Source organism: Nitrospira sp. (assembly GCA_030692565.1).
GTDB lineage: Bacteria > Nitrospirota > Nitrospiria > Nitrospirales > Nitrospiraceae > Nitrospira_D.
Genome location: JAUYAO010000054.1, coordinates 1 through 23,450, shown reverse-complemented (window position 1 = coordinate 23,450; position 23,450 = coordinate 1). Strand labels below are relative to the sequence as shown.

Genomic DNA, 23,450 nt, shown 5'->3' with positions numbered 1-23,450 from the left:
AGAGCGCCTACGGCTCAAGAGAAGCCTCGTCAGCATCATCGCCGAGAGAAAATGCCCGTAACTGTTTCTTCCCGTTTGTATCCTGAACCAGCACCTCCACTTTCCGTTCAGCTTCTTCCAGCACTTTCAAGCAATTTTTCGAGAGGCGTATTCCTTCTTCAAAAATTTTGAGCGACTCATCCAACGAAAGATCGCCATGCTCCAATTGCCCCACAATCGCTTCCAACCGAGCCATCGCTTGTTCAAACTTCACTGCCGCCACAGTCGACTCCTCATAATCCAGTATTGATTAAGTATAGCGGCTCCTCTGTCGATTTTAAATCAGAGAATCCGGCACTCCTGCTTTCACGACACACAGCAATCGTCCATCGATCAGCTTCGCCTGCAGCTCTTCCCCAACGCTCACATCACCCACGCCCCGAATCACATCACCGGTGCGTGCGTGCTGGAGTACGCTATAGCCTCGCCCCAATGTCGCCAAGGGGCTCAGTGCGTGCAAGCGAGCGGCGCACGATTGGACCCGCTGCGTATGAGTCTCCACGATTCCGCGAGTACCCTGATGGAGCCGTGCCGCCAGTTGCGGAATAACGGCCAGTCCATGACGCACACGGGCGTAGGGGCTCCCGGCCATTAGTCCCTGGTTAGCACGAACCATTCTAGCCTGCCCAGCCTGCAGCACCAGACGAACTGCCGTCGACATCTCGTATACCGTCGCATCAACCCGCTGGATCTCTTCCTGCACTCGAACACGCACCGCGCCAATTTGATGGGTCGCCAATCGCAACCGCTGACGCTCTTCCTCCATCCGCCGACCCATCACTTGCTGAAGCCGAGCCGACAATTCAGCCAACCTGCTTACAATCTGAGCCAACACAGGCGCCACCGCTTCTGCAGCAGCCGATGGTGTCGGCGCGCGAAGGTCAGCAGCAAAGTCTGCCAGCGTCACATCCGTTTCATGCCCGACAGCGGAGACGACCGGAACTCGCGATGCGGCAATCGCCCGCACCACGACCTCCTCATTGAAGCTCCAGAGATCCTCAAGCGAACCACCTCCGCGCCCGACAATCATCACCTCTACCAAGCCGGACTCGCTGAGCAGCCGGATGGCGGCCGCAACCTGTTCGGCCGAACCCTCACCTTGCACCTGGACGGGAACAATAATGATGTGCAGCGTGGGACAACGACGATGCAGCACCGTCAACATATCGCGAATCACCGCGCCGCTCAGTGACGTCACCAGGCCCACCGTCCGAGGCAATTCAGGGAGCGGCCGCTTGCGGGCCTCATCAAACAACCCCTCTTCCGCGAGCCGCGTTCTCAGTTGTTCAAAGGCCAGCTGCAGAGCCCCGCGTCCCTTGGGCTCGACATACTCCACAATGATCTGGTATTCCCCGCGCGGTTCGTACACCGTCACTCGCCCACGGGCGACGACCTGGAGTCCATCCTCAAGCGCGAATCGTAGCCGCGTCGCAGTCGTCCTGAAGAGGACGGCGCGAATCTGACTTGACTCGTCTTTGAGCGTGCAATAGAGGTGACCGGAGGCAGGAGTGCGGAGGTTCGACACTTCCCCTTCCAGCCACACCTCGGTAAAACTGGATTCGAGCGTGGACCGAACAAGGCTGGTCAATTCCGAGACAGTATGAACCTGCCTGACCGAGGAGGCTGGAGAGGAGAGCGCCGTAGGTATTCTGAAGCCCGTGGTGAGATCTCCCTTAGTCGATGACTCGGATCCGTTCGATCGCAATCGCCTTTCCGAGTTGCGCATCCACCTCGATCAGCACTGCGCAAAAAACCGTGGGTCCGGAAGCAACTTCAAATCGCTTCGGCATCCCGGTGAGAAACTTCTCAATGGCGAGCTCTTTTTTTACTCCGATCACACCATGCAAGGGACCGGTCATGCCGATATCCGTCAGATAGGCCGTGCCCTTCGGCAGAATCTGTTCGTCGGCAGTTTGCACGTGTGTGTGCGTACCGACCACCGCCACCACGTCTCCGTCGAGATAATGTCCCATCGCCATCTTTTCCGACGTCGCCTCGGCATGCATGTCGACCAGCACCGCTGCCGCTTCCCGTTTCAGCTTCGCCACTTCCCGCTTGGCCACTTGGAATGGACAATCGAGCGTCGGCATATAGGCCCGCCCCATCAGCTGAAGCACCGCCAACTTTTCACCCCCGGGTGTTTCAACGACGTAACTGCCGTTGCCCGGTACTCCGGCCGGATAGTTGGCCGGACGCAAGAGGCGCGGCTCACGCGGGAAATACTCGAGAATTTCCTTCTTGTCCCAGGCATGATTTCCGGTCGTGATGACGGACAGGCCCATCTCGAAGAGTTCTTCCGCCAGTTCCGGCGTAATCCCGAATCCGCCGGCCACATTTTCCCCGTTCCCAATGACGACATCCACCTGCCGCTGCGAGACCACGCGCGGCACCATACGCCCCACGGCCCGGCGCCCCGGCTCTCCCATGATGTCGCCGATGTAGAGAATTTTCACTTCGCATACTCCACATACCGACTCTCTCGAATCACGGTCACCCGGATCTGTCCGGGATAGGTCAGCTCCTGCTCGATCTTCTTCGCCAAGTCTCGTGACAACTGGAACGATTCCGTGTCAGTAATATCTTCCTGCCGCACAATCACGCGAATTTCACGCCCCGCCTGAATCGCGTACGCCTTTTGGACGCCTTTATACGCGGTAGCGAGCGCCTCCAGCTTCTCCAGCCGCTTCACGTATGACTCCAACGCTTCGCGTCGTGCGCCAGGCCGCGCAGCAGACAGCGCTTCGGCAGCCGCGACTAACACGCTCTCCGGACAGATCGGCTCCACCTGTTCATGGTGGCCCGCGATCGCATTGACGATCTTCGCAGACTCACCGTACTTCTTGGCGATCTCCGCGCCGAGCATCGCATGCGGCCCTTCCTCCTCGTGACTGACCGCCTTGCCGATGTCATGAAGCAACGCCCCGCGACGCGCCAACTTCACGTCGAGCCCCAGCTCTGACGCCATGATTCCGCAAATATACGCGGCCTCACGGGCATGATACAGATTGTTCTGCCCATAGCTCGTCCGGTACTTCAACCGCCCTAACACTTTGATCAGTTCCGGATGGAAATCAGAGAGGCCCAGTTCAAAAATGATCTTTTCGGCTTCTTCGTACATCAACTTATCGATATCAACCTTCACCTTTTCGACAATTTCCTCGATACGCGTCGGATGGATCCGTCCATCATGCATCAATCGCTCAAGCGACACTTTGGCGATTTCACGCCGCAACGGATCGAACCCTGAGATGATCACCGCTTCCGGCGTTTCATCAATGATCAGGTCAATGCCCGTCGCCGCCTCGATCGCCCGGATATTCCGCCCTTCCCGACCGATGATCCGGCCTTTCATCGCGTCATTGGGGATCTGGACCACAGAGATCGTGGATTCCGCCACGTAGTCGCGCACGACACGCTGAATCGAGCTGGTAATAATTTCGCGGGCTTCCCGTTCGGAATTCTCACGCGCCTCTTCCAATGTCCGCTTGGCAAACCCGGCCGCCTCGAGGCGGGCCTGACTTTCCATTTCAACCATCAATTGCTTCTTGGCCTCATCACCCGTCATCCCGGCCACTCGTTCGAGCGCCTCGCGATGCTCACGCTCAACCTTGGCGCAGGCCGCTTCTTTCTTGGCGAGTCCTTCTTCACGCCGCGCAAACTCTTGATCCCGCTTCTGCGTGTCCGCTTCTCGCTTCTCGATCGCCGCAAGCTTCCGATCCAAATTCTCTTCACGTTGAACAAGCCGTTTTTCCGTCACGGCCAACTCAGCAAACCGGACCTTCTGCTCTTTTTCCAAATCGGTCTTGGCTTGGAAGATCAGATCCTTCGACTCGAGCTTGGCTTCCTTGATCAGCGTTTCGGCCTCACGCTGGGCGTTTTGGGTAATTTGCTTCGCTTGATCTTCCGCTTCCGTTCGTTTGGCTGTAGCGAGCTGACGACGAACCGCTTCAAGCAGTCCGGCACCGATCAGAGCCCCGATGAGTCCACAGAGTATGTAGGCAACGAGTGAGGTAGAAATGGGAGCACCCCCTTCATGGAGAAAACAGGCCAGATCGCCTATTCTCTGCAATCTGTTAGCAATGCAGCGCTATGCGAGGGTGGAGCGAAAACGAGGAAGGCTTAAACCGGGAACACGATCATCCCAAACGCGATCGCACACGGGAGCCAGAAGATCGACCACCTGTGTACCTGTATCCACTCCCATTCGGCCGAGACTCTCGAACCCACACTCTCATTCTCTGCCGACGAGGGATCACTGCAAGCACAGGCTGAACGTGCAACTCACGACCGACAGCGCGCGACACACCCACAACCATGTCCACACACTGATCTACGATCGTCCACACGAACCGCCGAACGGGGATCACCCACAAGGTGAGCATCCACCGTACTAGGACTGCATACACAGATACACCGCTGTTCTCTTGTGCGTTGATCATTCGACTATCTCGATCACACATTCTGTTCTGGATGACGTTCCTGGAAACCGATTCCTCATCACTCGACACACGCATAACGTAAAGACACTAGACCCACGATAACAAAGGCCTTTTCCGAAAGCAAGGTGAAACTCACCTGAAGAATGAAATCGGCATCTGTTCCTCGATGGATTCCATCAACGTCTCCATGCGGCGATCGACATCGGCCTCGCCTTGGGTCCGCTTCTTTTCCGACTCGAAGAATTGATGGGCCAGATTGATAGCCGTCAAAACCGCCAGCTTGGAGGGCGTCGCGGTCTTCATCCCCTCAGCCAACGTCCGCATGTGCTCATCCACGAAACTCGCAAGTCGGCGAATATACACATCATCCGCCTCACCACGAATGGAATACCGCTGGCCATAAATTTCCACATCAATGGTCTTAGTCAAGAGCCACCTCCTTGGAATCGTCCAAACATTCCAACAAATCGATCTCACCCATCACTCGCTCAATACGCGCCTTGATGTCCACCCGCTCCTGTTCCCACTGCCGATTCATGTCGTCTTGTGAGGAGAGGCGCTGGCGCGTCGCCTTCAGCTCATCTTCTAACAACGCATTCTTTTTCTTGAATTCTTGAACAAGTTTCACCAGCTCACGAATCCGGCTTTCCAATGCATCGAGACGATCCAACGCCATGCTCAAAATCTCCCAATAAACCCAATAGATTGTGGGGCACTATAAAAACTTCACTACATCTTGTCAAGAAACCGGACCGGCGCTGCCAGCCAATCGAAGATATTCTTTAAAGCTCCGCAAGACCCGCTTCACATACTGACGCGTTTCCTGAAACGGAATCAGTTCGACAAATTCATCCTGGCTGCGCCCGCGATGCTGGTCCGCCCAATTGCCGACGACAATCGGACCCGCGTTGTAGGCGGCAATCGTGTGGACCACATTCCCGGAGAACTGGGCCAACAATTGCTCGACATACCGGGCCCCGATCCGCACATTCGTCTCCTGATCAAAGAGATCTTCCCGGGTTACCGCAGGAAAATGATGCCGCTGCGCGACCTGATTCGCCGTGGCCGGCATAACCTGCATCAATCCGATTGCGCCGACCCGAGACACTGCCCGCACATCGTACTGACTCTCTTCCCGGATGATGGCCGCGACCAAATAGGGATTTACGCCATTCAATCCCTGCGTCTTGATCGTCGGGATCAAACCGGTGGGATACGCCACGCTCCAAAGACCAGGGGCCACCGTTCCACCGGTGCGCTCCAACTTTTCGCGAAACCGGGCACGGGCTAAACGCAGCGCGTGGTTATACGCTCCCACCTCGTTCAACCGCATCGAGAGCGTCATCAAGACATCTGGGTCACGAGTATATTGCTCGGTGAGAGCGGCCAGTTCACGCGCCGCATCGGCCTCAAGCCCCAACATCTTCAGCTCCAATGCTCGACGATAGGCCGGCTGCTGCTCCACCTCGGCGAATTTCATCAACGAAGGCGCGACGACCTCCATCGTGGGTGATTCTGCCGCCGCCGGCGGCGCAGTCTGGCCTCCAATGTCAACCACCGCATCAGGCGCCTGCTCCCTGGCCAACTGGCAGTAGTACGTGAACGGATACTGCCGACACAATTGCGCGTAGACATCGCGGGCTCGGCCGTTCTGTGTTTGCGTCAGAGAGCGGGCAATCCAATAGAGGGCTTGGGGTTCATAATCGCTATCGCGTTGATCGACGATATGCTGCAAGACCTCGATAGCCTCTTTGTACCGAGCCGTACGATACAGAGCCCACCCGACGCGCCAGGACGCTTCCGCCCGCTGAGTCGCCGGCTCTCCCGCCTTTGCCACCAACCGATACTTGGTAATCGCTTCATTGAACTGTTTCTGATCTTCCAGCCAAATCCCGGCAAAGATATTGATCTGTCCCTTCTGCTCCGCCGATAGTGACAACTTGTCCAGGGACCGGCTCAGCTCCAGCAGCTTCGCCCCCGCCGCCTGTCGCAGATAGACTCGCGCCAGCCAGACCGTAGCTTCATCGGACTCCGCCACGTGCTCCGCCATGAGCGCCCGAAACGTCTCGCGAGCCGGATCGTATTGCTTCAACCGTACCTGTGCGACTCCGAGCTTGAGCTTCGCACTCCCGCGATGCGCCGAGCCCGGCTCCATCGTCAAAAACTTTTTCAGCTCCTCAATCGCTTCCGTATGCAATGCCTGGCCGAGAAACGCCTGCGCCCGATTGAAATGATCTTCCGAGGAGGCCGTCCAGGGTTCCCCGCCAAGATTCGTGAGGAGCAGCGCCTCCGCCTCTTTCGCTTCCGGCGCATAGGCAAACCGGACCCAGAGTTGCTTGAGTGTCGTCCGTCCCTCAGCGATTTGGCCGGCACGAAGATAACAGGCCGCCATGCGCAGCCACGCTCGCGGCACGAGAGGATCTTTGTCTTTCTCGTTGTTCGCGACCGCTTTCGCCAGCCAGCCCAGCGCCTCTGGACAGCTCGCCGCTTGATACCAGGCTTCTCCCGCTCGGAGCGCCATGAGACTGCTCAAATTGGAATCCGGCACCGCCTGAACCACACTTTCAAACAGTCCCGCCGCCTCCTTTGCATCGCCCAGATGCAACGTCGCCTCACCCATCCATAAGCGCAGGTAATCATCCAGCACCGGAAGGTCGCGTTGCCCCGCCCGTAAAAACGGTATGGCCGCTGCGGGATTTCGCTCGACTAACAACACCCCGGACAATACCCCCGCGCGCTTTGCCCAGATCGAACCAGGAAAACGCTCCGTGATTAAGCGCAATCGCTCCAATTTGAGCGCCGAAACTTGATCTTTAGTGAGTTGGTTCCCCAAGCGCTCCTTAGGCTGGGCAGCAGCAAGAAAACACTCTTCCGCCGATTCGCAAGAACCGGCAGCGGAGGGATCCCCATTACTCACTTGCGAGGCCAGCGCCCCACCAGAAGAAGTCCCTAGCAGGGCAAGGATCCCTGCGGAAATAAGCAACGAGTGAGATGCGGTCTTCATAGCCAAAAGTAGTAACACATTATAGACCGCAGGGGTAGGAGGGATAGAGCTTGATTCCAGGCTTTTAGCAGAACGAATGCTGCCGATTGTCCCCACCCTGTGATACTCTGCCCTCATCAATGAACGTAGACATGTCCATGCCTGAACCTTCGCGCCCGCAAACAAACTTACTGAGTCTGACCGAGATCCAGATGGCCACGCTTGTTCGCGAGTTCGGCTGGCCCGGGTATCGGACCGGGCAGATTCTTCGCTGGCTGTATCAGCGCCGGGCTCGGTCCATCGCTCAGATGACCGATCTCTCGCAGAACGATCGTGAGAAGCTGGCAACCGTCGCAACGATTCAGCGCACTCAGAACTGCACCGTGCTCCAATCGTCCGACGGCACGCGCAAACTACTCCTGACCTTGGACGATGACCTTCGCATTGAAACGGTGCTCATCCCCGATGAAGACCGGCTGACGCTCTGCGTCTCAACGCAGGTCGGCTGCATGCTGGACTGCGGCTTCTGCCTGACCGGCACGATGGGGCTGAAACGCAATCTCAAAACGCATGAGATCGTCGATCAGGTCCTGACGGCTCAGGATCAACTCACCGGCGAAGAACGGCTCACCAACCTTGTGTTCATGGGCATGGGCGAACCGCTGGCGAATAGTGAGGCGCTGTCCGCCGCAATCCGGTGCCTGACAAACAAATCATGGGGACTGGGCTGGTCGCCGCGTCGCATTACGGTTTCGACCGCGGGACTTGCCACCCGGCTGAAAGATGTGGCCGCGCTGGGGGTGAATCTGGCGATTTCTTTGAACGGCACGACAGAGGAACAGCGGCAACGGTTGATGCCGGCAGCCAGCCAGATCGCCTCGCTCAAGACCCTTATGGCCGCCTGCCGGCGATATCCGCTCCCTCCCATGCGGCGGTTGACGTTTGAATACGTCTTGCTCGCCGGGGCAAACGACAGCGATGACGATGCCCGGCGCCTCGTGAAGCTGCTCGCAGGCATCCGGAGTAAAGTGAACCTGATTCCGTTCAACGAGTTTCCCGGAAACGCCTTCCGCCGCCCAACCGATGACCGCATCTTCACGTTCCAGGCCATACTGACCCGCGCCGGCATCGACGCGTTCATTCGCAAAAGCCGGGGGCGCGACGTGCTGGGAGCTTGCGGCCAATTGGGCAATATTCCGGCCGGACAGGTCTCGGTTGCCTTGACACAAATCGAATCCCGTTGTTAGCATGCCTCGTGCGACTCACCCAATTATGAAGTCACAACACCACCGTCACCGATCAATCCTGTTCACCGTACTCACTCTCTGCCTGTGGGCAGGCACGATCTACGCCGCTGAGCCACACGAATATCTCTTGTCCAACGGAATGAAAGTCCTGCTCGTGGAGGTCCCGAAGGCCCCCGTCGCGACCGTACAGGTCTGGTACAAAGTGGGTTCGCGCAATGAAGTGATGGGCCGAGCCGGGCTGTCCCATATGCTCGAACACATGATGTTCAAAGGCACGGCGAAGTATCCAAAGGGCTCCTTTTCCCGGATCATCCGGAAAAACGGCGGTGTCGATAACGCCTTTACCAGCCAGGATTTTACCGCCTACTTTGAGAACCTCGCAGCCGATCGCGTCGAGCTCGCTTTGGAAATGGAAGCGGATCGGATGCAGGGACTGATCCTCGACAACAACGAGTTTCAAACCGAGCGCGAAGTTGTGAAGGAAGAACGCCGGCTGCGCACGGAAGACGATCCCCAAGGGGCTCTAGTCGAGGCGCTCTTCGCGCAGGCCTATTTCAGCCACCCCTACCACTGGCCGGTCATCGGTTGGTTCGCCGACTTAGATGCCATGTCGCTGGACGATTTGCAGCGCCACTACGACACCTACTATTCGCCGAATAATGCCACGCTGATCGTGGTGGGCGATATCAAGGCGGACTCTTTACTCCCGACCATCAAGCACCTCTTCGAACCGATTCCCAAGGGTCCGAGTCCGAAGGCCACGCTGGCGGTCGAGCCGGAGCAGCGCGGCGAACGGCGTTTTCTCTTAAAACGTGAGGCGCAAGTCCCCTTCGTCATGCTGGGGTTCCGCGTGCCGAATTATTCCAGCGACGACTCCTACGCCCTGGACATTCTGGAGTCGATCCTGTCGCATGGAAAAAGTTCGCGCCTCTATCAGAGCCTCGTCTACGATCAAAAGAATTCCCTGGCCGTCGGGGCCGAATACAGCCTGATGCAGACCGATCCCAGCCTGTTCTACTTCTATGCCCTGGTGAATCCTGGCGCCAAAGTGGAGTCGGTCGAGGACGCGCTGTATCGCGAAATCACCCGACTCCAGAACGAGCCGCCGACCGAATTGGAACTGCAGCGGGCGAAGAATCAGGTGGAAGCCTCCCACGTATTTGAACAGGATTCGAACTTTCGATACGCCATGTTGCTGGGTCAATCAGAATCCATCGGAGCCGGCTGGCGGCGAGTCGATCAATTTTTAGAGCGCATCCGCGCGGTCACCGCCAAAGACATTCAACGAGTGGCCAAGCAATACCTGAATCCCGACAACCGGACAGTCGGCATTCTGATTCCTCAACCGCCTAAAGCGGCAGAGCCCCAACCGACCGCCGCACATGCCGGAAAGCCCTGATCATGATGGCCACGACTGCATCAAAAGGACCATTCACTCGGGTGAGCCAATGGCGTCGTACCGGCGCACTGCTGCTCACGACCGCCCTCTTCTCCCTCGCCACGACCCTATATGCGGCTGATATCACGCCGATAAAATTCACCACGCCGAACGGGATGACCGTCCTGGTCCTAGAGCAGCACTTTCTCCCGATCGTGGAGATTCATGCCCTGGTCAAGACCGGATCGGCCTACGATCCTCCTGAGAAAGCCGGCGTCGCGAATCTCGTCGCCAGTCTTTTGGATGAGGGAACCACCAGCCGATCCTCGAAACAACTGGCAGAACAAATCGATTTCATCGGCGGATCACTGGAAGCGAAAGCCGGAGAGGACTTCACGACCGCCTCAGCGCGCGTGCTGAAAAAAGATATCGACCTAGGCTTTGCGCTCCTCGCCGATGTGTTGATGCATCCCGCCTTCCCCAAGCACGAATTCGAGCGGGTGCGCTCACAGATCCTGGGAGAAATTTCCAGCGACAACGACGATCCCGGTCATGTGGCGATGAAGGCTTTCAACCAGCTGGTCTTTCACAATCATCCCTATCGATGGCCAGCACAAGGCACCGAAGACACCGTGGGCAAGATTACGCTGGCAGACGTCCAGAGCTTCTATGCGAAGGAATATCTCCCCAATCAGGTGATTCTGACCATTGTGGGGGATCTTTCCGTCGAACAAGCTACGGCCCTTGTGCAAAACCATTTCGGCTCATGGAAGAAGGGCAACCCCCAGACCCGCACGACAAAGAAACCGGCAGCGGTGGAGAAGAAGGCGGTTCAGCTCATTGAGAAGGACTTGACTCAATCCACGATTGTCCTCGGCCACGGGGGCATTAGCCGGAATAACCCCGACTACTACGCCGTCACCGTCATGAACCATATTCTGGGGGCCGGAGGGTTTTCGTCCCGGCTCATGGACTCGATCCGCGACAAGCAGGGACTTGCCTACGGAATCATGAGCCACTACGACGCGCGCATGCTCCCCGGCTCGTTCTGGGTAAATCTTCAAACGAGAACCGAAGCCACGAACCAGGCTATTGCAGGCGTGCTGACGGAAATCAAAGGGATCCGCGACAGCCCGGTCAGCGACCAGGAACTATCGGAAGCAAAGTCATTCCTCATGGGCAGCTTTCCGCTCCGCCTCGACTCAACCGCCAAGCTGGCCCAGGTGCTGGCACAGGTTGAGTACTACGGACTGGGATTCGAATATTTCAGCCAGTACCAGAAATGGATCGAGCGCGTCACGAAAGACGACGTCCTTCGCGTGGCGAAACAATACCTCGACCCGCAGCACTATGCGCTCGTCGTGGTTGGCAACGTGGCCAAAGCCAAGGTCCGCCAGTAACAGACTCCCCGGCACTGTGCCGCTATGCAACCTCATCCGCTCGAACACAAGCTTCTGCATCTGCGCGAGATCATTGCGGCCATGGATTCCGTCCTGGTCGCCTATTCAGGCGGGATCGACAGCACATTCGTCCTGAAAGTCGCCCACGACGAACTCGGAGATTCCGCCGTGGGTCTCACGGCCATTTCACCGACCTTCCCAGCGATCGAACTGGAAACAGCCACCCGCGTCGCGAAGGAAATCGGCGCGCGCCATGAGTTGGTGCATACCGACCAGTTGACAATCCCTGCTTTTACCGAGAACGATGCCGATCGCTGTTTTCATTGTAAGACCGACCTCTACCAATTGCTGGGCACGCTGAGAGAAACGTATGCGTCGGCCGTCATCGTGGACGGAACCAATCTCGACGATCTGGGCGATGATCGTCCCGGCATCAAGGCCGCACGCGAATGGGGCGTTCGCAGCCCGCTGCTGGAAGCTGGGCTTACCAAATCAGACATTCGACGGCTTGCGAAAGACTTGGGGCTCTCGAACTGGGACAAACCAGCTGCCGCCTGCCTGTCCTCACGCATCCCCAGAGGCATCACGATCACGAGAGAAAAGCTCAGCCGGGTGGAGCAGGCCGAAGAGGTCCTGTTTGCAGAAGGGTTCCGGCACTGCCGTGTGCGCGATCACGGCGAAATCGCCAGAATCGAAGTCGGTCAGAATGAACTGGCTCGAATGCTCGAGGGAGAACGAGGGACGAGAATCAGCCGACGCGTGAAGGAACTCGGCTTTCGGTTTGTGACGATTGACTTGGAAGGGTATCGGCCGGGCGGGGTGAGCATAGACCCACCGCGCCCGGCCAAGTAGAGCAAACGAAACTTGATTAGGAGTGAGACTTCGAGAGGGCGCTGAGCGCTTCGTCGGCGAACTTTCGGTGATCGGCATCCGCGAGACTGCGCTGCACCACTTTCTCCGCTACCATCAGCGCCAACTCCGTGGTCTGATTGCGGATGTCCTGCACGGCCTTCCGGCGCTCATGATCGATCTCGCGCGTGGCCTCGCCCTTGATGCGCTCCGCCTCCGTGCTCATCCGCTGTTCGTTTTCATCCAGCAGGCGCTGTGCCCGCTCCTGAGCCGCCGCCAGAATGGCCTCGGCTTCCTTCGCCGCTGCACTGAGCTTCGCCTCATAGGTCTTCAGCGCACGCTCAGACTCTGCGCGGTGACGTTCAGCCTGGTCGAGGCTGTCCTTGATCTTCTTCTCCCGTTCTTCGAGGACGCTCAGGATGCCGGGAAAGGCAAACTTATAGAGCACGAAGAACAGAATCCCGAAGGACAGAATCTCCCAGAAAATCAGCGACGAGAAAAAACTCGATTCAAACTGCGGCATTGTTCACTCCCAACAAGTTGAGGTTGAGGCTGAGCGCCAAGGCGCCACACCGCAGGCTCGGCCTATCCCCGTCCTTACTTGCGAAGCCCCATGATGATGAACGCGATGACGAGCCCGTAGAGCGCGATGGCTTCCACGAGCGCGAACCCGATCCACATGTACTTACCGACGCGAGCTTCCGCTTCAGGCTGGCGGGCCACGGCTTCAATCATCTTGCCGAAGATGTACCCGATTCCGACACCGGCACCGGCAAAACCCGCCGCCGCCAATCCCATACCCAACAATGCTGCTGCTGCTGAATCCATTGTGTCCTACTCCTCCCTTGTCTGGTTGAGACGCGATCAATGCGCGTGGTCATCATGGCCGTGCAGATGGAATGCGTCGCCCAAATAGACGCACGTCAACACGGTAAAAATATAGGCTTGAATAAACGCAATGCCGACTTCCAACCCGTTCATCGCAATCGTGAACGCAAACGGCAACCAGCCGATAAGCAGCCCGCCGCTGATCGCCAAGCCAAAGAGCACCCCGAGAATGACGTGTCCGGCCGTCATGTTGGCAAACAATCGAACGGCCAACGAAATCGGCCGGGCTAACTGGCTGATCAATTCGATAGGAATCATCAACGGCAAGAGCCATCCCGGCGTACCCGGCGGCACGAGAATCCCCAAGAACTTGGCGCCGTGCAGCAGAAACCCCATGACGAGACTCAGCCCGTACACCACACAGGCAAACACCGCCGTCACGACGATCTGACTCGTGACCGTATAGGAACCGGGAATCATCCCGATGAGATTACAGAAAAGAATAAAGAGGAACAACGTGGCGATGAGCGGGAAAAACCGCATCCCGTCCTTCCCCATCGTATCCAGGATGATGCCCCGGATGAAATCCACCAGCATCTCCGCCAGGCTCTGCAATTTGCCCGGCACTAGCTGCCGCGCCGCCCCTGCCTTGAGCATCAAAAACGCGACCAGAGCCACCACGACCCACATGATGATGACCGCTTTGTTAATGGAGATATCGATCCCACCAACAGAGAGAGGAATGTAGTTATGCAATTCAAACGGATGAAGCGGACTTTCTTCCACGGCTACCCTTTACTTTCTGTGTCAGGCGGTGAACCTGGCCACCGCATGGCCGACCGGTATGCGTTCCGTATCCCGGCGATCACTCCGAGCACCAACCCCACCACCATCCCCCAGGGAGTGGAATCAAGGAGGTAGGTATCCAACACCCAGCCCAACCCGCCTCCGACGATCAACGAAGCTAGCAGGTCGGTTCCAATCCGAACCGCCTGGCCGAGCCCCGCATAAAACGGATCTTGAGAAGGGGGCATTCCGTTACTCGCCGGTTAGTGCTCAGACACGAATCTGAATGAGGACTCAACCGATTGCGAGCGCGCAATTCAAGCAGAATCCTCATTGAAATGTCAAGCCGTTAGAGACTCTGTCTCTCGCGAAAGCGCTACGGTATAGTATGCCAACCAAAACCGGTCGGACTTTCTGAATTCATGGCAACGACACGACCATCCCCCACAGCCTTTCTGCACGGAGCCCCGCAACCCTTGAGCCTAAGCCGGCGAGGCTTGACCCCCAGCCCGTTCGAGCTGTATGCCCGCGTTGCCTCAAGCCAACAGGCCTCGTTTCTCTTTGAAAGCGGCAAAGGTCCGTCAACCAGCGGACGCTACTCCTTCTTCGCAACCAATCCCTACCAAGTCTTTTCGGGCACGCGACACGACTGGACTAACCGCTCAGCCGATGGGCACATACAAACCGGCCAGAACCCGTTCGGAACTCTTACGCGCCTGATGCAACAATCAGTCATCTCCCGCCCCCCTGGAACTCCGCCGTTTTTCGGCGGAGCCGTGGGTTATTTGAGTTACGATCTGGTGCGGCAATTCGAGTCATTGCCGAACCATGCCGACGACGATCGGCATTTTCCAGATTTGGAGTTCGCCTTTTATGATCTTGTCGCGGCGTTTGATCATACCTCGGGCGAATGGCATTTCATGTTCTGCCCCCCGCTCGAACGATTCCTCGGAGAGACCCGAGAGCAGCTCTACCGGGAGGGTTGCGATAGACTCGCCGCGTTGGAAGCGCACGTATCCACGCCTCAGCCCCACCTTCAGCCGGCGGATTCCTTAGCGCCTGTCAGCTTTCACCCACAGCAATCCCGGGACTCCTATATGGACCGGGTCCGGCGCTGCCAGGAATATATCGCCGCCGGTGATTTGTATCAGGCCAATCTCTCCCATCGCTTTTCGGTCACAAGCGACAGTTTCACGAAGCAGGCAGGACTCGCGACAGAGCTCCAAACCTATGCACGCTTGCGCCGCATGAACCCGTCCCCGTTCTCCGGCCTGTTGCGCACCGGGGACACCAGCATGATCAGCACATCACCGGAACGGTTAGTTCGGCTGGAGGGCCGTTCAGCCGATACTCGACCAATCGCCGGCACCCGGCGGCGAGGCATAGACGACTCCGACGATCGTCGCCTGCAGAAAGAACTCCTGGGCAACGAGAAGGAGCGCGCCGAACATTTGATGCTCGTCGATCTGGAACGAAACGACCTGGGGCGCGTGTGTGAGTTCGGCTCCGTCCACGTCGACGAATTCATGTCCATCGAGCAATATTCCCATGTCAGCCATCTGGTGTCGCATATCTCTGGGCAACTGCGGGCCGAGGTAACAGGCTTCGATCTATTGAGAGCCGTCTTCCCGGGCGGCACCATTACCGGCGTGCCCAAGATTCGCTGCATGGAAATCATCGACGAGCTGGAACCGGTGCGGAGAGGCCCCTATACCGGGTCGATGGGCTATCTAAGCTGGAGCGGGGATCTCGACTTCAACATTATCATTCGCACATTGGTACTCCTTGAAGGACAGGGCTCCCTCCAAGTCGGAGCCGGGATTGTGGCGGACTCGGATCCCGCCAAAGAATATGAGGAGACGATGCACAAGGCACAGGCTTTTCTGAGTGCCTTGTCGTAGCATGCACTATGTGGATATTTCTCAACGATCGATTCGTCCCGGAACAGGATGCGACAATCTCCGTCTTCGATCATGGCTTTCTCTATGGGGACGGCGTCTATGAAACGATCCGCTCTTACGGGAGCCGGATTTTCATGCGAGATCACCATCTGTCGCGCTTACAGCGTTCGGCCGACGCCATCGGCCTGACAATCCCCATCCCGTTGAGCGAGTGGCCGCACCTCTTGCGCGAAGCGATGGACCGCAATCAACTGGGAACTGAGCAGGCCGACGCCTATCTCAGAATTACCGTGTCCCGCGGCGCGGGAGAGATCGGCCTCGATCCGGCCCTCTGCCCGACGCCCACCGTCGTCATCATGGCGAAACCGCTCCATCCGCCCGCTGCCGAGCTGTACCGGCGCGGCGTGTCACTCATTGTTGCCCGCACGAGACGCAACCTGCCAAGCGCGCTCTCCCCGCAGATCAAGGCCACCAACTTCCTGAACAACATTCTGGCGAAACGCGAGGCGATTGCCGCGCGGGTCTTCGACGCGCTCTTTCTGAATTGGGAAGGCCATCTCACCGAATGCACCGTGAGTAATCTATTCTTTGCAACGCAAGGCCAGCTGTACACTCCATCCGTCGACTGCGGTCTTTTGGATGGCATTACGAGATCGATTCTGTTGCAGATGGCGGAAGAGCTGAAGATTCCCGCGTGCGAAGGGCGATTCACTCCGGAAGAGCTGCTGCATGCCGACGAATGTTTCCTGACGAATACCAGCATGGAAGTCATGCCGGTCGTATCCATCAACCAGCAACCCATTGGGCAGGGCATCCCAGGGCCCTTGACCCGTCAATTGCACCGTCATTTTATCGACAATCGAAGTCGCTATTTAGAACCGCTCGACTAACCTCTTCCGATCAAACCATTGCTTTTATTGCAATACTCTCATGACAAGAGGGGGCACAAGACGTGCAGATCCTTGACACCCAGGTGCAGGCTGCTATCGTTTGACCATGCCTAACACAACAAGAGCGCGAAGGAACGACCAATTGAAAACCTCTCAACTACTTCTCGGAACGGCCCTCGTGGGATCCCACTGGATTCTTTCAGGGCTTCCTGCAGCACAGGCTGAGATCTACCAATACATCGATGCCAACGGGACCATCTCGCTGACCAATGTGCCGACCGACCTACGCTACCGGCGAATCACCTCGCAGCCAAACAGACTCCATCCCGTTCTGTCAGAGCGGGAGCTCGAACCGATGATCAGCCGGTATTCCCGACAGCACCAATTACACCCCGCCCTCATCCGGGCGGTCATTAAAGCGGAATCAGGGTTCGACCCCATGGCGGTGTCACGAGCCGGCGCCATTGGCCTGATGCAACTGATGCCACAAACAGCCGTTCGCCTCGAAGTGCGGGACCTCTATGATCCTGACGATAATATCGGGGGGGGGACAAAGTATCTCCGCCAATTACTCGACCGGTTTAGGGGAAATCTCCCGCTCGCGCTGGCCGCGTACAATTCCGGAGAACATACGGTGGATCGCTATCGCGGGCTCCCACCGATCGACGAAACCCGCCAATACGTCCGGAAAGTCATTCGCTATTATCGGACGTTTCTGATTAAGGACGGCGCGATGACCGGGCACGTGATCGCTGCTGCCGAATCTGCAGCGCCACAACCACTCCCCGCTTCTTTGCCGGCCTCGGCTCAGTAGGATCACTGGCGATCCGCAACTGACTGTGCTGCTTCCAGCCTGGCCGTTTCGACTCGGGGCAATCTGAGCGAAAATGCGCCCCGACGCTGTTCTCACGCCATAATGCGGCTTCCGCGACACAATGCGCGACCTGCACCATGTTCTTCACTTCCAGCTCAGCCCTCGTCGTAGAGAACCTGGCAACGAGCTGTGTCCAGCGGGACAATTGACCCGTGGCGCGAATGAGCGACTCACGCGACCGGATCACCCCGACCTGTCCCCACATCGTCCGGCGGAGCGAGCTCCTGAGCTTCTCTACATCTTCGAGCGTCGCCTCTCCTGCGGGCTGAGGTATCTCTGCGTGCGAAGACAGCTCGGGGAATTCGTGCCCCTGAGCAAACGCAATTGCCGTGACACCAGCCCGCATCCCAAAGACCAGTCCCTCCAACAGCGAATTGCTCGCCAGGCGATTGGCCCCGTGCACGCCGCTACAGGCCACCTCGCCGGCCGCAAACAATCCCGGCAGCGTGGTGGCCCCATTCACGTCGGTCCACACTCCGCCCATCATGTAGTGGGCGCTGGGCGAAACAGGAATCCACTCTTCAGTGATATCGATATCTGACCGCAGACAGGTCGCATAGATCGTCGGGAATCGACGCTTGATGAAATCGGCTCCCAGATGCGTGACGTCGAGATACACATGCCGGGCGCGCGTCGCCGCCATCTCGGCCCAGATCGCCCGCGATACGATATCCCGTGGAGCAAGGGCCCCGAGCGGGTGGTATCGCTGCATAAACAACTCGCCCTTATTATTACGCAGCTGCCCGCCTTCTCCGCGCATGGCTTCGGACAGGAGGAACGGCGGACTGGAAGGGAGATAGAGCGAGGTCGGATGAAACTGGACGAATTCCATATCCTGCAGCATGGCTCCTGCCCGAAACGCCATCGCCATGCCATCGCCGGTGGCATTGGGAGGGTTCGTCGTTCGGGCGTAAATCTGTCCGGCGCCGCCCGTGGATAACACGACGGCTTTCGCGGGAATAATGAATTGCTTCGACGATGATTCATCGAGCACGACCGCCCCGCAACAACGCCCCTCCTCCACCACCAGATCAACTGTAAAGTGATAGTCGAGCCGTTGGATGCGCTTCTGACGCGCGACCTGCGCCATCAGGGCTCGCACCATTTCGTTGCCCGTGGCATCTCCGCGTGCGCGCAAAATGCGGCTTCGGCTATGCGCCGCTTCTCGAGCAAAGGCAAACTTTCCATCCGTCTTGTCGAATTTGGCGCCCCACCGGATCAATTCCTGAATCCGCGCCGGCCCTTCCTCCACCAGCACCCGAACCGCCTCGGGGCGACACAGCCCGTGGCCGGCCTTCAACGTATCGGTCCGGTGAATCGCGACATCGTCCTCTTCACTAAGCGCCACCGCCACGCCCCCTTGCGCATAGATCGAATTACTCTGCAGCGGATGCCCCTTTGTCAGCATGATGACACGACCTTCCCGGCTCAACTCCAGAGCCGCGCGCAACCCGGCCACGCCGCTCCCGATGACCAGAAAGTCGGCTTTAGGGAGAGCGGATCTTTCCCGCGACTGAGCTGCTGACTGTTTCATTGGGGCAGCGGTTTCTGCGGGACTGCGGGAAGGTCGGATAAAGCCTGGCGCACCTTCATTCCAAACGGCAAATCACCTTGCACGCCACGAAGAAGAATCGATTGTTTGCCCACCCACTGCAAGCGGGCATGTCCACGCTGACGGATACCGGCGTCGTCAGGATTTTTCTTCCACACCCCCTGCCAATGCACATACACGTCAATATTTTCCCCGTCGATCATGATGCGCTCGGTTTTGAAGTCCAGTTGAATGGATTGAAACAGTTCGAAATCCTGCGCGGCCTCCGCTTGGATTTGCTCCAACGACTCCGCAGGCAACATCACATCCTGAAACGCAGACCGGTCTCGATGCTGATACGCTTCCCGTAACGCTTCCACCGCACGATCGATGCGGGTAAAACGCTCATGATCCTCAGGATACTGGAGCGTCTTCGATGAGCAGGCCACGGCTGTCAGTAGTATCGCCACGCCGCACCAATGGAGCACGCGCAAACGAAACCGTGAGGCCGGATGAGTCGTATTCATAGAGTTGCAGTATAGGAACGTCCCGTGGATCGGTCAAGGCGCGGGGCCGCTGTCAACCCGGCGGGAAACCAGATCACCACAATCATTCACGGCCAGTCACCGCCTGGCTTGCTTTTTGGCCAAAATGTCTCTAGACTCGCCCGTCTTTGGAGATTCATTGCATGTCGAGCGTGTTAAAAAAGCGGCGGAAAAAAATGCGCAAACACAAGTACAAGAAGTTGCGCAGACGCCAAAAATTCTTACGTCGTAAGAGCTAGCTCACCCCGTTCACCGGGAGGAGGACATTGTGCCGGAAGGCAAGAAGGTTCGCATCCGCGTCCGTACGGTGAATTGCACCTACGTGGGGGACTTTCTTGTTCCGCCAATGCGCCATCGCGTCTCGGATGCGATCAACGAGGAAGTGCGGCTCTTTATCAGCCTGACGGACGTGGTCATCAACGATACGGATCGTTCTGACTACGTGGCCCTCAACAAGAACCTGATCGAGTCCATCGCACAGCTCTAGCGCCTTGTCTTTCGCCCACTCTCGGGTGCATCCCGTCGACCCAGATCCCTATTATTATGGGGACAACACAGGGGGATAGGGTGCCGCTCTTACACCGAAACTCCCAGACACATGTCGCCCTTTAGACGATTTCTTCCATTTGTACGCCCGTACCTGCCGCGCATGATCGTGGCGGGACTCCTTGTGATGGGAGTGGCCGCCATCAACCTCGCCTTGCTGCGCCTGGCCGGCACACTCTGGGACATCATTACCGTCCAGCACGATCGCGATCGCATGACGGAATTGATCGGGCTGTTCATCGGCCTGGTCCTTCTGCAAGGCCTCTGTTCGATGGGGCACAGCTACCTGACCACCTGGATCTCCCAGCGAGTCGTCGCCGACTTCCGCACCCATCTCTTTGCGCATCTCCAAAACCTCGCGGTCAGCTTCTTCGCGAAGAGGCGAACGGGGGAATTGCTCTCCCGCCTGATGAACGATGTCACCGTCATTCAGTCCATCGTCACCGAGACACCGATCGACACCGCCAAGCAGCTGGTCACCTTCATCGGCGGCATCGGATTCTTGCTGGCGATGAATTGGCGGCTGTGCCTCCTCATCCTGCTCCTGCTTCCGCTCTTGGTGCTCGTCGCCAAATTTTTTGGCCGCAAGCTGAAATCCCTTTCGACCTCGATCCAGGATCAAACCGCCGCGCTCAGCATTCTCTTGGAAGAGGTCATTTCGGGTATCCGCATCGTGAAGTCCTTCGTGCAAACCAAGCGGGAAGAAGGCCGTTTCTTGACCCAGGTCCAGCTTGGCTTGTCTCTCTCACTCAAACGAGCCGGCATCATGGCCCTCTTCGTTCCCGTCATCAGCCTGCTGACGTTTTCAGCTGCCGCGGCTGTGCTGTGGTATGGCGGCACCCAAGTAATCGAAGGCACCGTGACACCGGGCGATCTCTTCGCCTTCGTCCTGTTCGCAGGCATCCTGATCGGACCCTTCAGTTCGGCGGCTCGAGTGTTTGCGCAAATCAAGGAGGCCCAGGGCGCCACCCAGCGTGTATTTGAAATCCTCGACGCCGAAGCAGACATCCGAGATGTGCCGAATGCGCACGTCCTCTCCGCAGTGAAAGGCCATGTGCGCGCCGAGCAGGTCAGCTTCAGTTATGACCCGCGAACCCCGGTGTTGTCGCATCTGTCATTCGAAGCGCAACCGGGCGAGCTCGTCGCCTTTGTCGGGCCGACGGGAGCCGGTAAAACCACCGTCATCAATCTCCTCCATCGTTTCTACGACCCTATCGAAGGCCGCATCACCGTGGACGGGCACGACCTGAAGGAGGTCACGGTGGATAGTTGGTACCGGCAGGTCGCGCTCGTCCCGCAAGAAACCATCCTCTTCGGCGGGACCATTCTCGACAACATTCGTTATGGGAACCCCGAGGCGAGCGAGGCGGCGGTGCAGGAGGCGAGCAAGGCTGCGCACGCGCACGAATTTATTTCGGCCTTTCCGGACAAATACCTGACCGTGGTGGGCGAGAAGGGAATCAACCTGTCAGGCGGCCAACGGCAGCGCATTGCCATCGCCCGGGCGATTCTCAAAAACCCGCGCGTCCTGCTGCTCGATGAAGCCACCTCCTCGCTCGACACCGAGTCGGAACGGCTGGTCCAAGAAGCGCTGGAACGACTGATGGAGGGACGGACGACGTTTGTCGTCGCGCATCGACTCTCCACGATTCAGCGTGCGGACCGTATCCTTGTCCTGGATAAGGGACGAGTCGTGGAAGAAGGCACCCACGCACAACTCCTTGAGCGCAAAGGGCTCTATCACTACCTCTATACCATCAGATTCGCCGAACAGACATCCTAGGAGCTGTAAATATATAAAGGTATCAACTTGTCTTCACGTTTGGCTTGATGTGGTAGTTCCACTCACCATGAAACTTGTTGGGTTCCAGGGTCACGCGCTGCATCTCTTCATCGCTGACTTCGCGCCCGGTTGGGTATTTGCGCCGATCCAGCCGACAGATGACTGTCAATCCCTTCGCCGTGGTGGTCCCGGCGATAAGATTGACGATGGTTTCGTAATCCCGCAAGGGCTCCCCGCGCCAATTTGACGAGATAAAGGAAAACAGCCGGTGCTCGATCTTGTTCCATTTACTCGTACCGGGAGGAAAGTGAGACACCGCAATGTCCAGCGCGGTCTGAGCGGCGAATTTTTGCAATTCCAACTTCCACAGCCGCAATCGCCACCCGTTGCTACCACCGCCGTCGGCAGTAATCAGGATCTTTTTTGCATCCGGATACAGGCGTCGGCCCTCCGTGCGCCACCAGCCCCGAATGGAGGCCACCGCAAAGGCACCGGTGTCATGGTCGGTCCCCACGTTGACAAACCCGGCGTTGCGTCCAATGTCATAAATGCCATAGGGATAGGCGCGAGGCACCTGCGGACTGGGAAAATCGTGACCGTGAACCGGCGTGGGCTGCTTGGCCGCACGCCATTGCTGGCCGGCATTGTGGTAATTCCCAATGAGCTCCTTCTTTTTCGTATCGACCGAAATGACCGGGATGCCTTGCCTTAGGCATCGTTTGACCGCGACGTTGATGTGCCGAAACTGCGCATCGCGATCCGGGTGATCCGCACCCTCCTCAGTTTTGCGATTGCGCTGCAGGCTATAGTCCAGGTCGTGAAGAATCTGCGCGACCTTCATGTGGCTGACGGGATGGTGCTGTCGACCCAGTTCTTCGGCAATGGTCCGCGTACTTTTGCAAATCCATCGCAGCGCAGACTCAGGGTCTCCGCGCGTTTGCTCATCAATCAACCCTTCGAGCGTCTGCACCAAGCGGGGATCGGATTGGGTGATGGATTTGCGCCCCGCGCCCGGTCGACGGATACGGCCGACCAACGGCGTGCCCCGTCCGTGGAGTTCGCGAATCCCTTTGCTAATCGCCTTGCGCGACAAACCACACGCGCGCCGCACCGCAGCTATCCCTCCATAGCCCAAACTTACCGCTTCAGTGGCAGCCATGATGCGCCGCGTACGTTCGTCCAAATGCGGCCATGCGGTACGAAACTTCCGCTTCAATTCGGTCAGCCTGTTCATGCTCGCAAAGCATACGGCAATGATCTTTCAATTGATACCTTTATTTATTTACAGCGCCTAGGAGCCTGTCCGACATTAGCCTCCACGCACTTGCGTGCAAGCACGGAGTCGTGTATCAGCGAGGTAGCATCGTGATGAGTGAGGAGGCGACGTGATGACGACTCGGATGTGTCGTCCCTATGACCCCGAAGAGCTGT

At 57.8% G+C, this 23,450-nt stretch carries 23 protein-coding genes; 9 read left to right on the top strand and 14 right to left on the bottom strand.

Annotated features, from left to right (window positions below; genetic code table 11):
* Positions 1 to 7: 7 nt before the first annotated feature.
* The 7 genes from Q8N04_14200 to Q8N04_14170 all read right to left on the bottom strand — a co-directional run bounded on the left by Q8N04_14200 (position 8) and on the right by Q8N04_14170 (position 7,311).
* On the bottom strand, positions 8 to 262 hold the full coding sequence (locus tag Q8N04_14200) for an exodeoxyribonuclease VII small subunit (GenBank protein MDP3091829.1): 255 nt from the start codon (positions 260 to 262) through the stop codon (positions 8 to 10).
* Positions 263 to 316: 54 nt separating this feature from the next.
* A complete protein-coding gene (gene xseA / locus Q8N04_14195; protein MDP3091828.1) occupies positions 317 to 1,627 on the bottom strand; it encodes an exodeoxyribonuclease VII large subunit in 1,311 nt (436 codons plus the stop codon).
* Between the two features lie 85 nt (positions 1,628 to 1,712).
* Positions 1,713 to 2,492 (bottom strand): TIGR00282 family metallophosphoesterase, encoded by a 780-nt coding sequence (locus tag Q8N04_14190; protein MDP3091827.1) that lies wholly within the window; start codon positions 2,490 to 2,492, stop codon positions 1,713 to 1,715.
* A complete protein-coding gene (gene rny, locus Q8N04_14185) occupies positions 2,489 to 4,108 on the bottom strand; it encodes a ribonuclease Y (GenBank protein MDP3091826.1) in 1,620 nt (539 codons plus the stop codon). Before rny ends, Q8N04_14190 begins: the two co-directional genes overlap by 4 nt.
* A gap of 502 nt (positions 4,109 to 4,610) precedes the next feature.
* The gene (locus Q8N04_14180) at positions 4,611 to 4,907 is read right to left on the bottom strand and encodes a cell division protein ZapA (GenBank protein MDP3091825.1); all 297 of its coding nucleotides are present in this window, start codon (positions 4,905 to 4,907) and stop codon (positions 4,611 to 4,613) included.
* Positions 4,900 to 5,154: a hypothetical protein gene (locus tag Q8N04_14175; GenBank protein MDP3091824.1), complete on the bottom strand. Its 255-nt coding sequence runs from the start codon at positions 5,152 to 5,154 to the stop codon at positions 4,900 to 4,902. Before Q8N04_14175 ends, Q8N04_14180 begins: the two co-directional genes overlap by 8 nt.
* Before the next feature lie 63 nt (positions 5,155 to 5,217).
* Positions 5,218 to 7,311, bottom strand: a complete 2,094-nt coding sequence (locus Q8N04_14170; GenBank protein ID MDP3091823.1) for a transglycosylase SLT domain-containing protein — start codon at positions 7,309 to 7,311, stop codon at positions 5,218 to 5,220.
* Between the two features lie 308 nt (positions 7,312 to 7,619).
* Here Q8N04_14170 and rlmN point away from each other — a divergent pair, with 308 nt between their 5' ends.
* Genes rlmN through larE form a run of 4 tightly spaced genes read left to right on the top strand, consistent with a single transcriptional unit; the run spans position 7,620 to position 12,338 of the window.
* Positions 7,620 to 8,708 carry a 23S rRNA (adenine(2503)-C(2))-methyltransferase RlmN gene (gene rlmN / locus Q8N04_14165; protein MDP3091822.1) on the top strand — a complete coding sequence of 363 codons (1,089 nt, stop codon included), beginning with the start codon at positions 7,620 to 7,622 and terminating at the stop codon, positions 8,706 to 8,708.
* 25 nt (positions 8,709 to 8,733) lie between these two features.
* Entirely contained in the window at positions 8,734 to 10,107 is a 1,374-nt protein-coding gene (locus Q8N04_14160) for a pitrilysin family protein (GenBank protein ID MDP3091821.1), read from the top strand.
* Between the two features lie 41 nt (positions 10,108 to 10,148).
* Positions 10,149 to 11,486 carry a pitrilysin family protein gene (locus Q8N04_14155; GenBank protein ID MDP3091820.1) on the top strand — a complete coding sequence of 446 codons (1,338 nt, stop codon included), beginning with the start codon at positions 10,149 to 10,151 and terminating at the stop codon, positions 11,484 to 11,486.
* 24 nt (positions 11,487 to 11,510) lie between these two features.
* Positions 11,511 to 12,338, top strand: a complete 828-nt coding sequence (gene larE, locus Q8N04_14150) for an ATP-dependent sacrificial sulfur transferase LarE (GenBank protein MDP3091819.1) — start codon at positions 11,511 to 11,513, stop codon at positions 12,336 to 12,338.
* A 16-nt stretch (positions 12,339 to 12,354) separates the two neighbouring features.
* On the opposite strand, the gene atpF is transcribed toward larE, so the two are convergent.
* The 4 genes from atpF to Q8N04_14130 form a co-directional block, all read right to left on the bottom strand.
* Positions 12,355 to 12,858, bottom strand: a complete 504-nt coding sequence (atpF, locus tag Q8N04_14145) for a F0F1 ATP synthase subunit B (protein MDP3091818.1) — start codon at positions 12,856 to 12,858, stop codon at positions 12,355 to 12,357.
* A gap of 74 nt (positions 12,859 to 12,932) precedes the next feature.
* Complete coding sequence (atpE, locus tag Q8N04_14140; GenBank protein MDP3091817.1) at positions 12,933 to 13,163, bottom strand: ATP synthase F0 subunit C; 231 nt, start codon at positions 13,161 to 13,163, stop codon at positions 12,933 to 12,935.
* A 36-nt stretch (positions 13,164 to 13,199) separates the two neighbouring features.
* Positions 13,200 to 13,949 (bottom strand): F0F1 ATP synthase subunit A, encoded by a 750-nt coding sequence (locus Q8N04_14135; protein MDP3091816.1) that lies wholly within the window; start codon positions 13,947 to 13,949, stop codon positions 13,200 to 13,202.
* 2 nt (positions 13,950 to 13,951) lie between these two features.
* Positions 13,952 to 14,197 (bottom strand): AtpZ/AtpI family protein, encoded by a 246-nt coding sequence (locus Q8N04_14130; protein MDP3091815.1) that lies wholly within the window; start codon positions 14,195 to 14,197, stop codon positions 13,952 to 13,954.
* 174 nt (positions 14,198 to 14,371) lie between these two features.
* Between Q8N04_14130 and Q8N04_14125 the strand changes: the two genes are divergently transcribed.
* The 3 genes from Q8N04_14125 (at position 14,372) to Q8N04_14115 (ending at position 17,554) form a co-directional block, all read left to right on the top strand.
* Positions 14,372 to 15,850 (top strand): anthranilate synthase component I family protein, encoded by a 1,479-nt coding sequence (locus tag Q8N04_14125; protein ID MDP3091814.1) that lies wholly within the window; start codon positions 14,372 to 14,374, stop codon positions 15,848 to 15,850.
* 8 nt (positions 15,851 to 15,858) lie between these two features.
* Positions 15,859 to 16,740 (top strand): aminotransferase class IV, encoded by an 882-nt coding sequence (locus tag Q8N04_14120; protein ID MDP3091813.1) that lies wholly within the window; start codon positions 15,859 to 15,861, stop codon positions 16,738 to 16,740.
* A 142-nt stretch (positions 16,741 to 16,882) separates the two neighbouring features.
* On the top strand, positions 16,883 to 17,554 hold the full coding sequence (locus tag Q8N04_14115) for a lytic transglycosylase domain-containing protein (protein MDP3091812.1): 672 nt from the start codon (positions 16,883 to 16,885) through the stop codon (positions 17,552 to 17,554).
* On the opposite strand, the gene nadB is transcribed toward Q8N04_14115, so the two are convergent.
* Together nadB and Q8N04_14105 are read right to left on the bottom strand one after the other, a co-directional pair.
* Entirely contained in the window at positions 17,460 to 19,148 is a 1,689-nt protein-coding gene (gene nadB, locus Q8N04_14110; GenBank protein ID MDP3091811.1) for an L-aspartate oxidase, read from the bottom strand. The genes Q8N04_14115 and nadB overlap by 95 nt on opposite strands.
* Positions 19,145 to 19,672, bottom strand: coding sequence for a hypothetical protein (locus tag Q8N04_14105; protein ID MDP3091810.1), 528 nt, complete (start codon positions 19,670 to 19,672; stop codon positions 19,145 to 19,147). Before Q8N04_14105 ends, nadB begins: the two co-directional genes overlap by 4 nt.
* A 286-nt stretch (positions 19,673 to 19,958) precedes the next feature.
* On the opposite strand from Q8N04_14105, the gene Q8N04_14100 reads away from it, so the two are divergent.
* Both Q8N04_14100 and Q8N04_14095 read left to right on the top strand, forming a co-directional pair.
* Complete coding sequence (locus tag Q8N04_14100) at positions 19,959 to 20,177, top strand: hypothetical protein (protein ID MDP3091809.1); 219 nt, start codon at positions 19,959 to 19,961, stop codon at positions 20,175 to 20,177.
* 111 nt (positions 20,178 to 20,288) lie between these two features.
* Entirely contained in the window at positions 20,289 to 22,019 is a 1,731-nt protein-coding gene (locus Q8N04_14095) for an ABC transporter ATP-binding protein (protein MDP3091808.1), read from the top strand.
* Between the two features lie 22 nt (positions 22,020 to 22,041).
* Here Q8N04_14095 and Q8N04_14090 read toward each other — a convergent pair whose 3' ends face one another.
* Complete coding sequence (locus Q8N04_14090) at positions 22,042 to 23,253, bottom strand: ISAzo13 family transposase (protein MDP3091807.1); 1,212 nt, start codon at positions 23,251 to 23,253, stop codon at positions 22,042 to 22,044.
* Positions 23,254 to 23,450 lie beyond the last annotated feature (197 nt).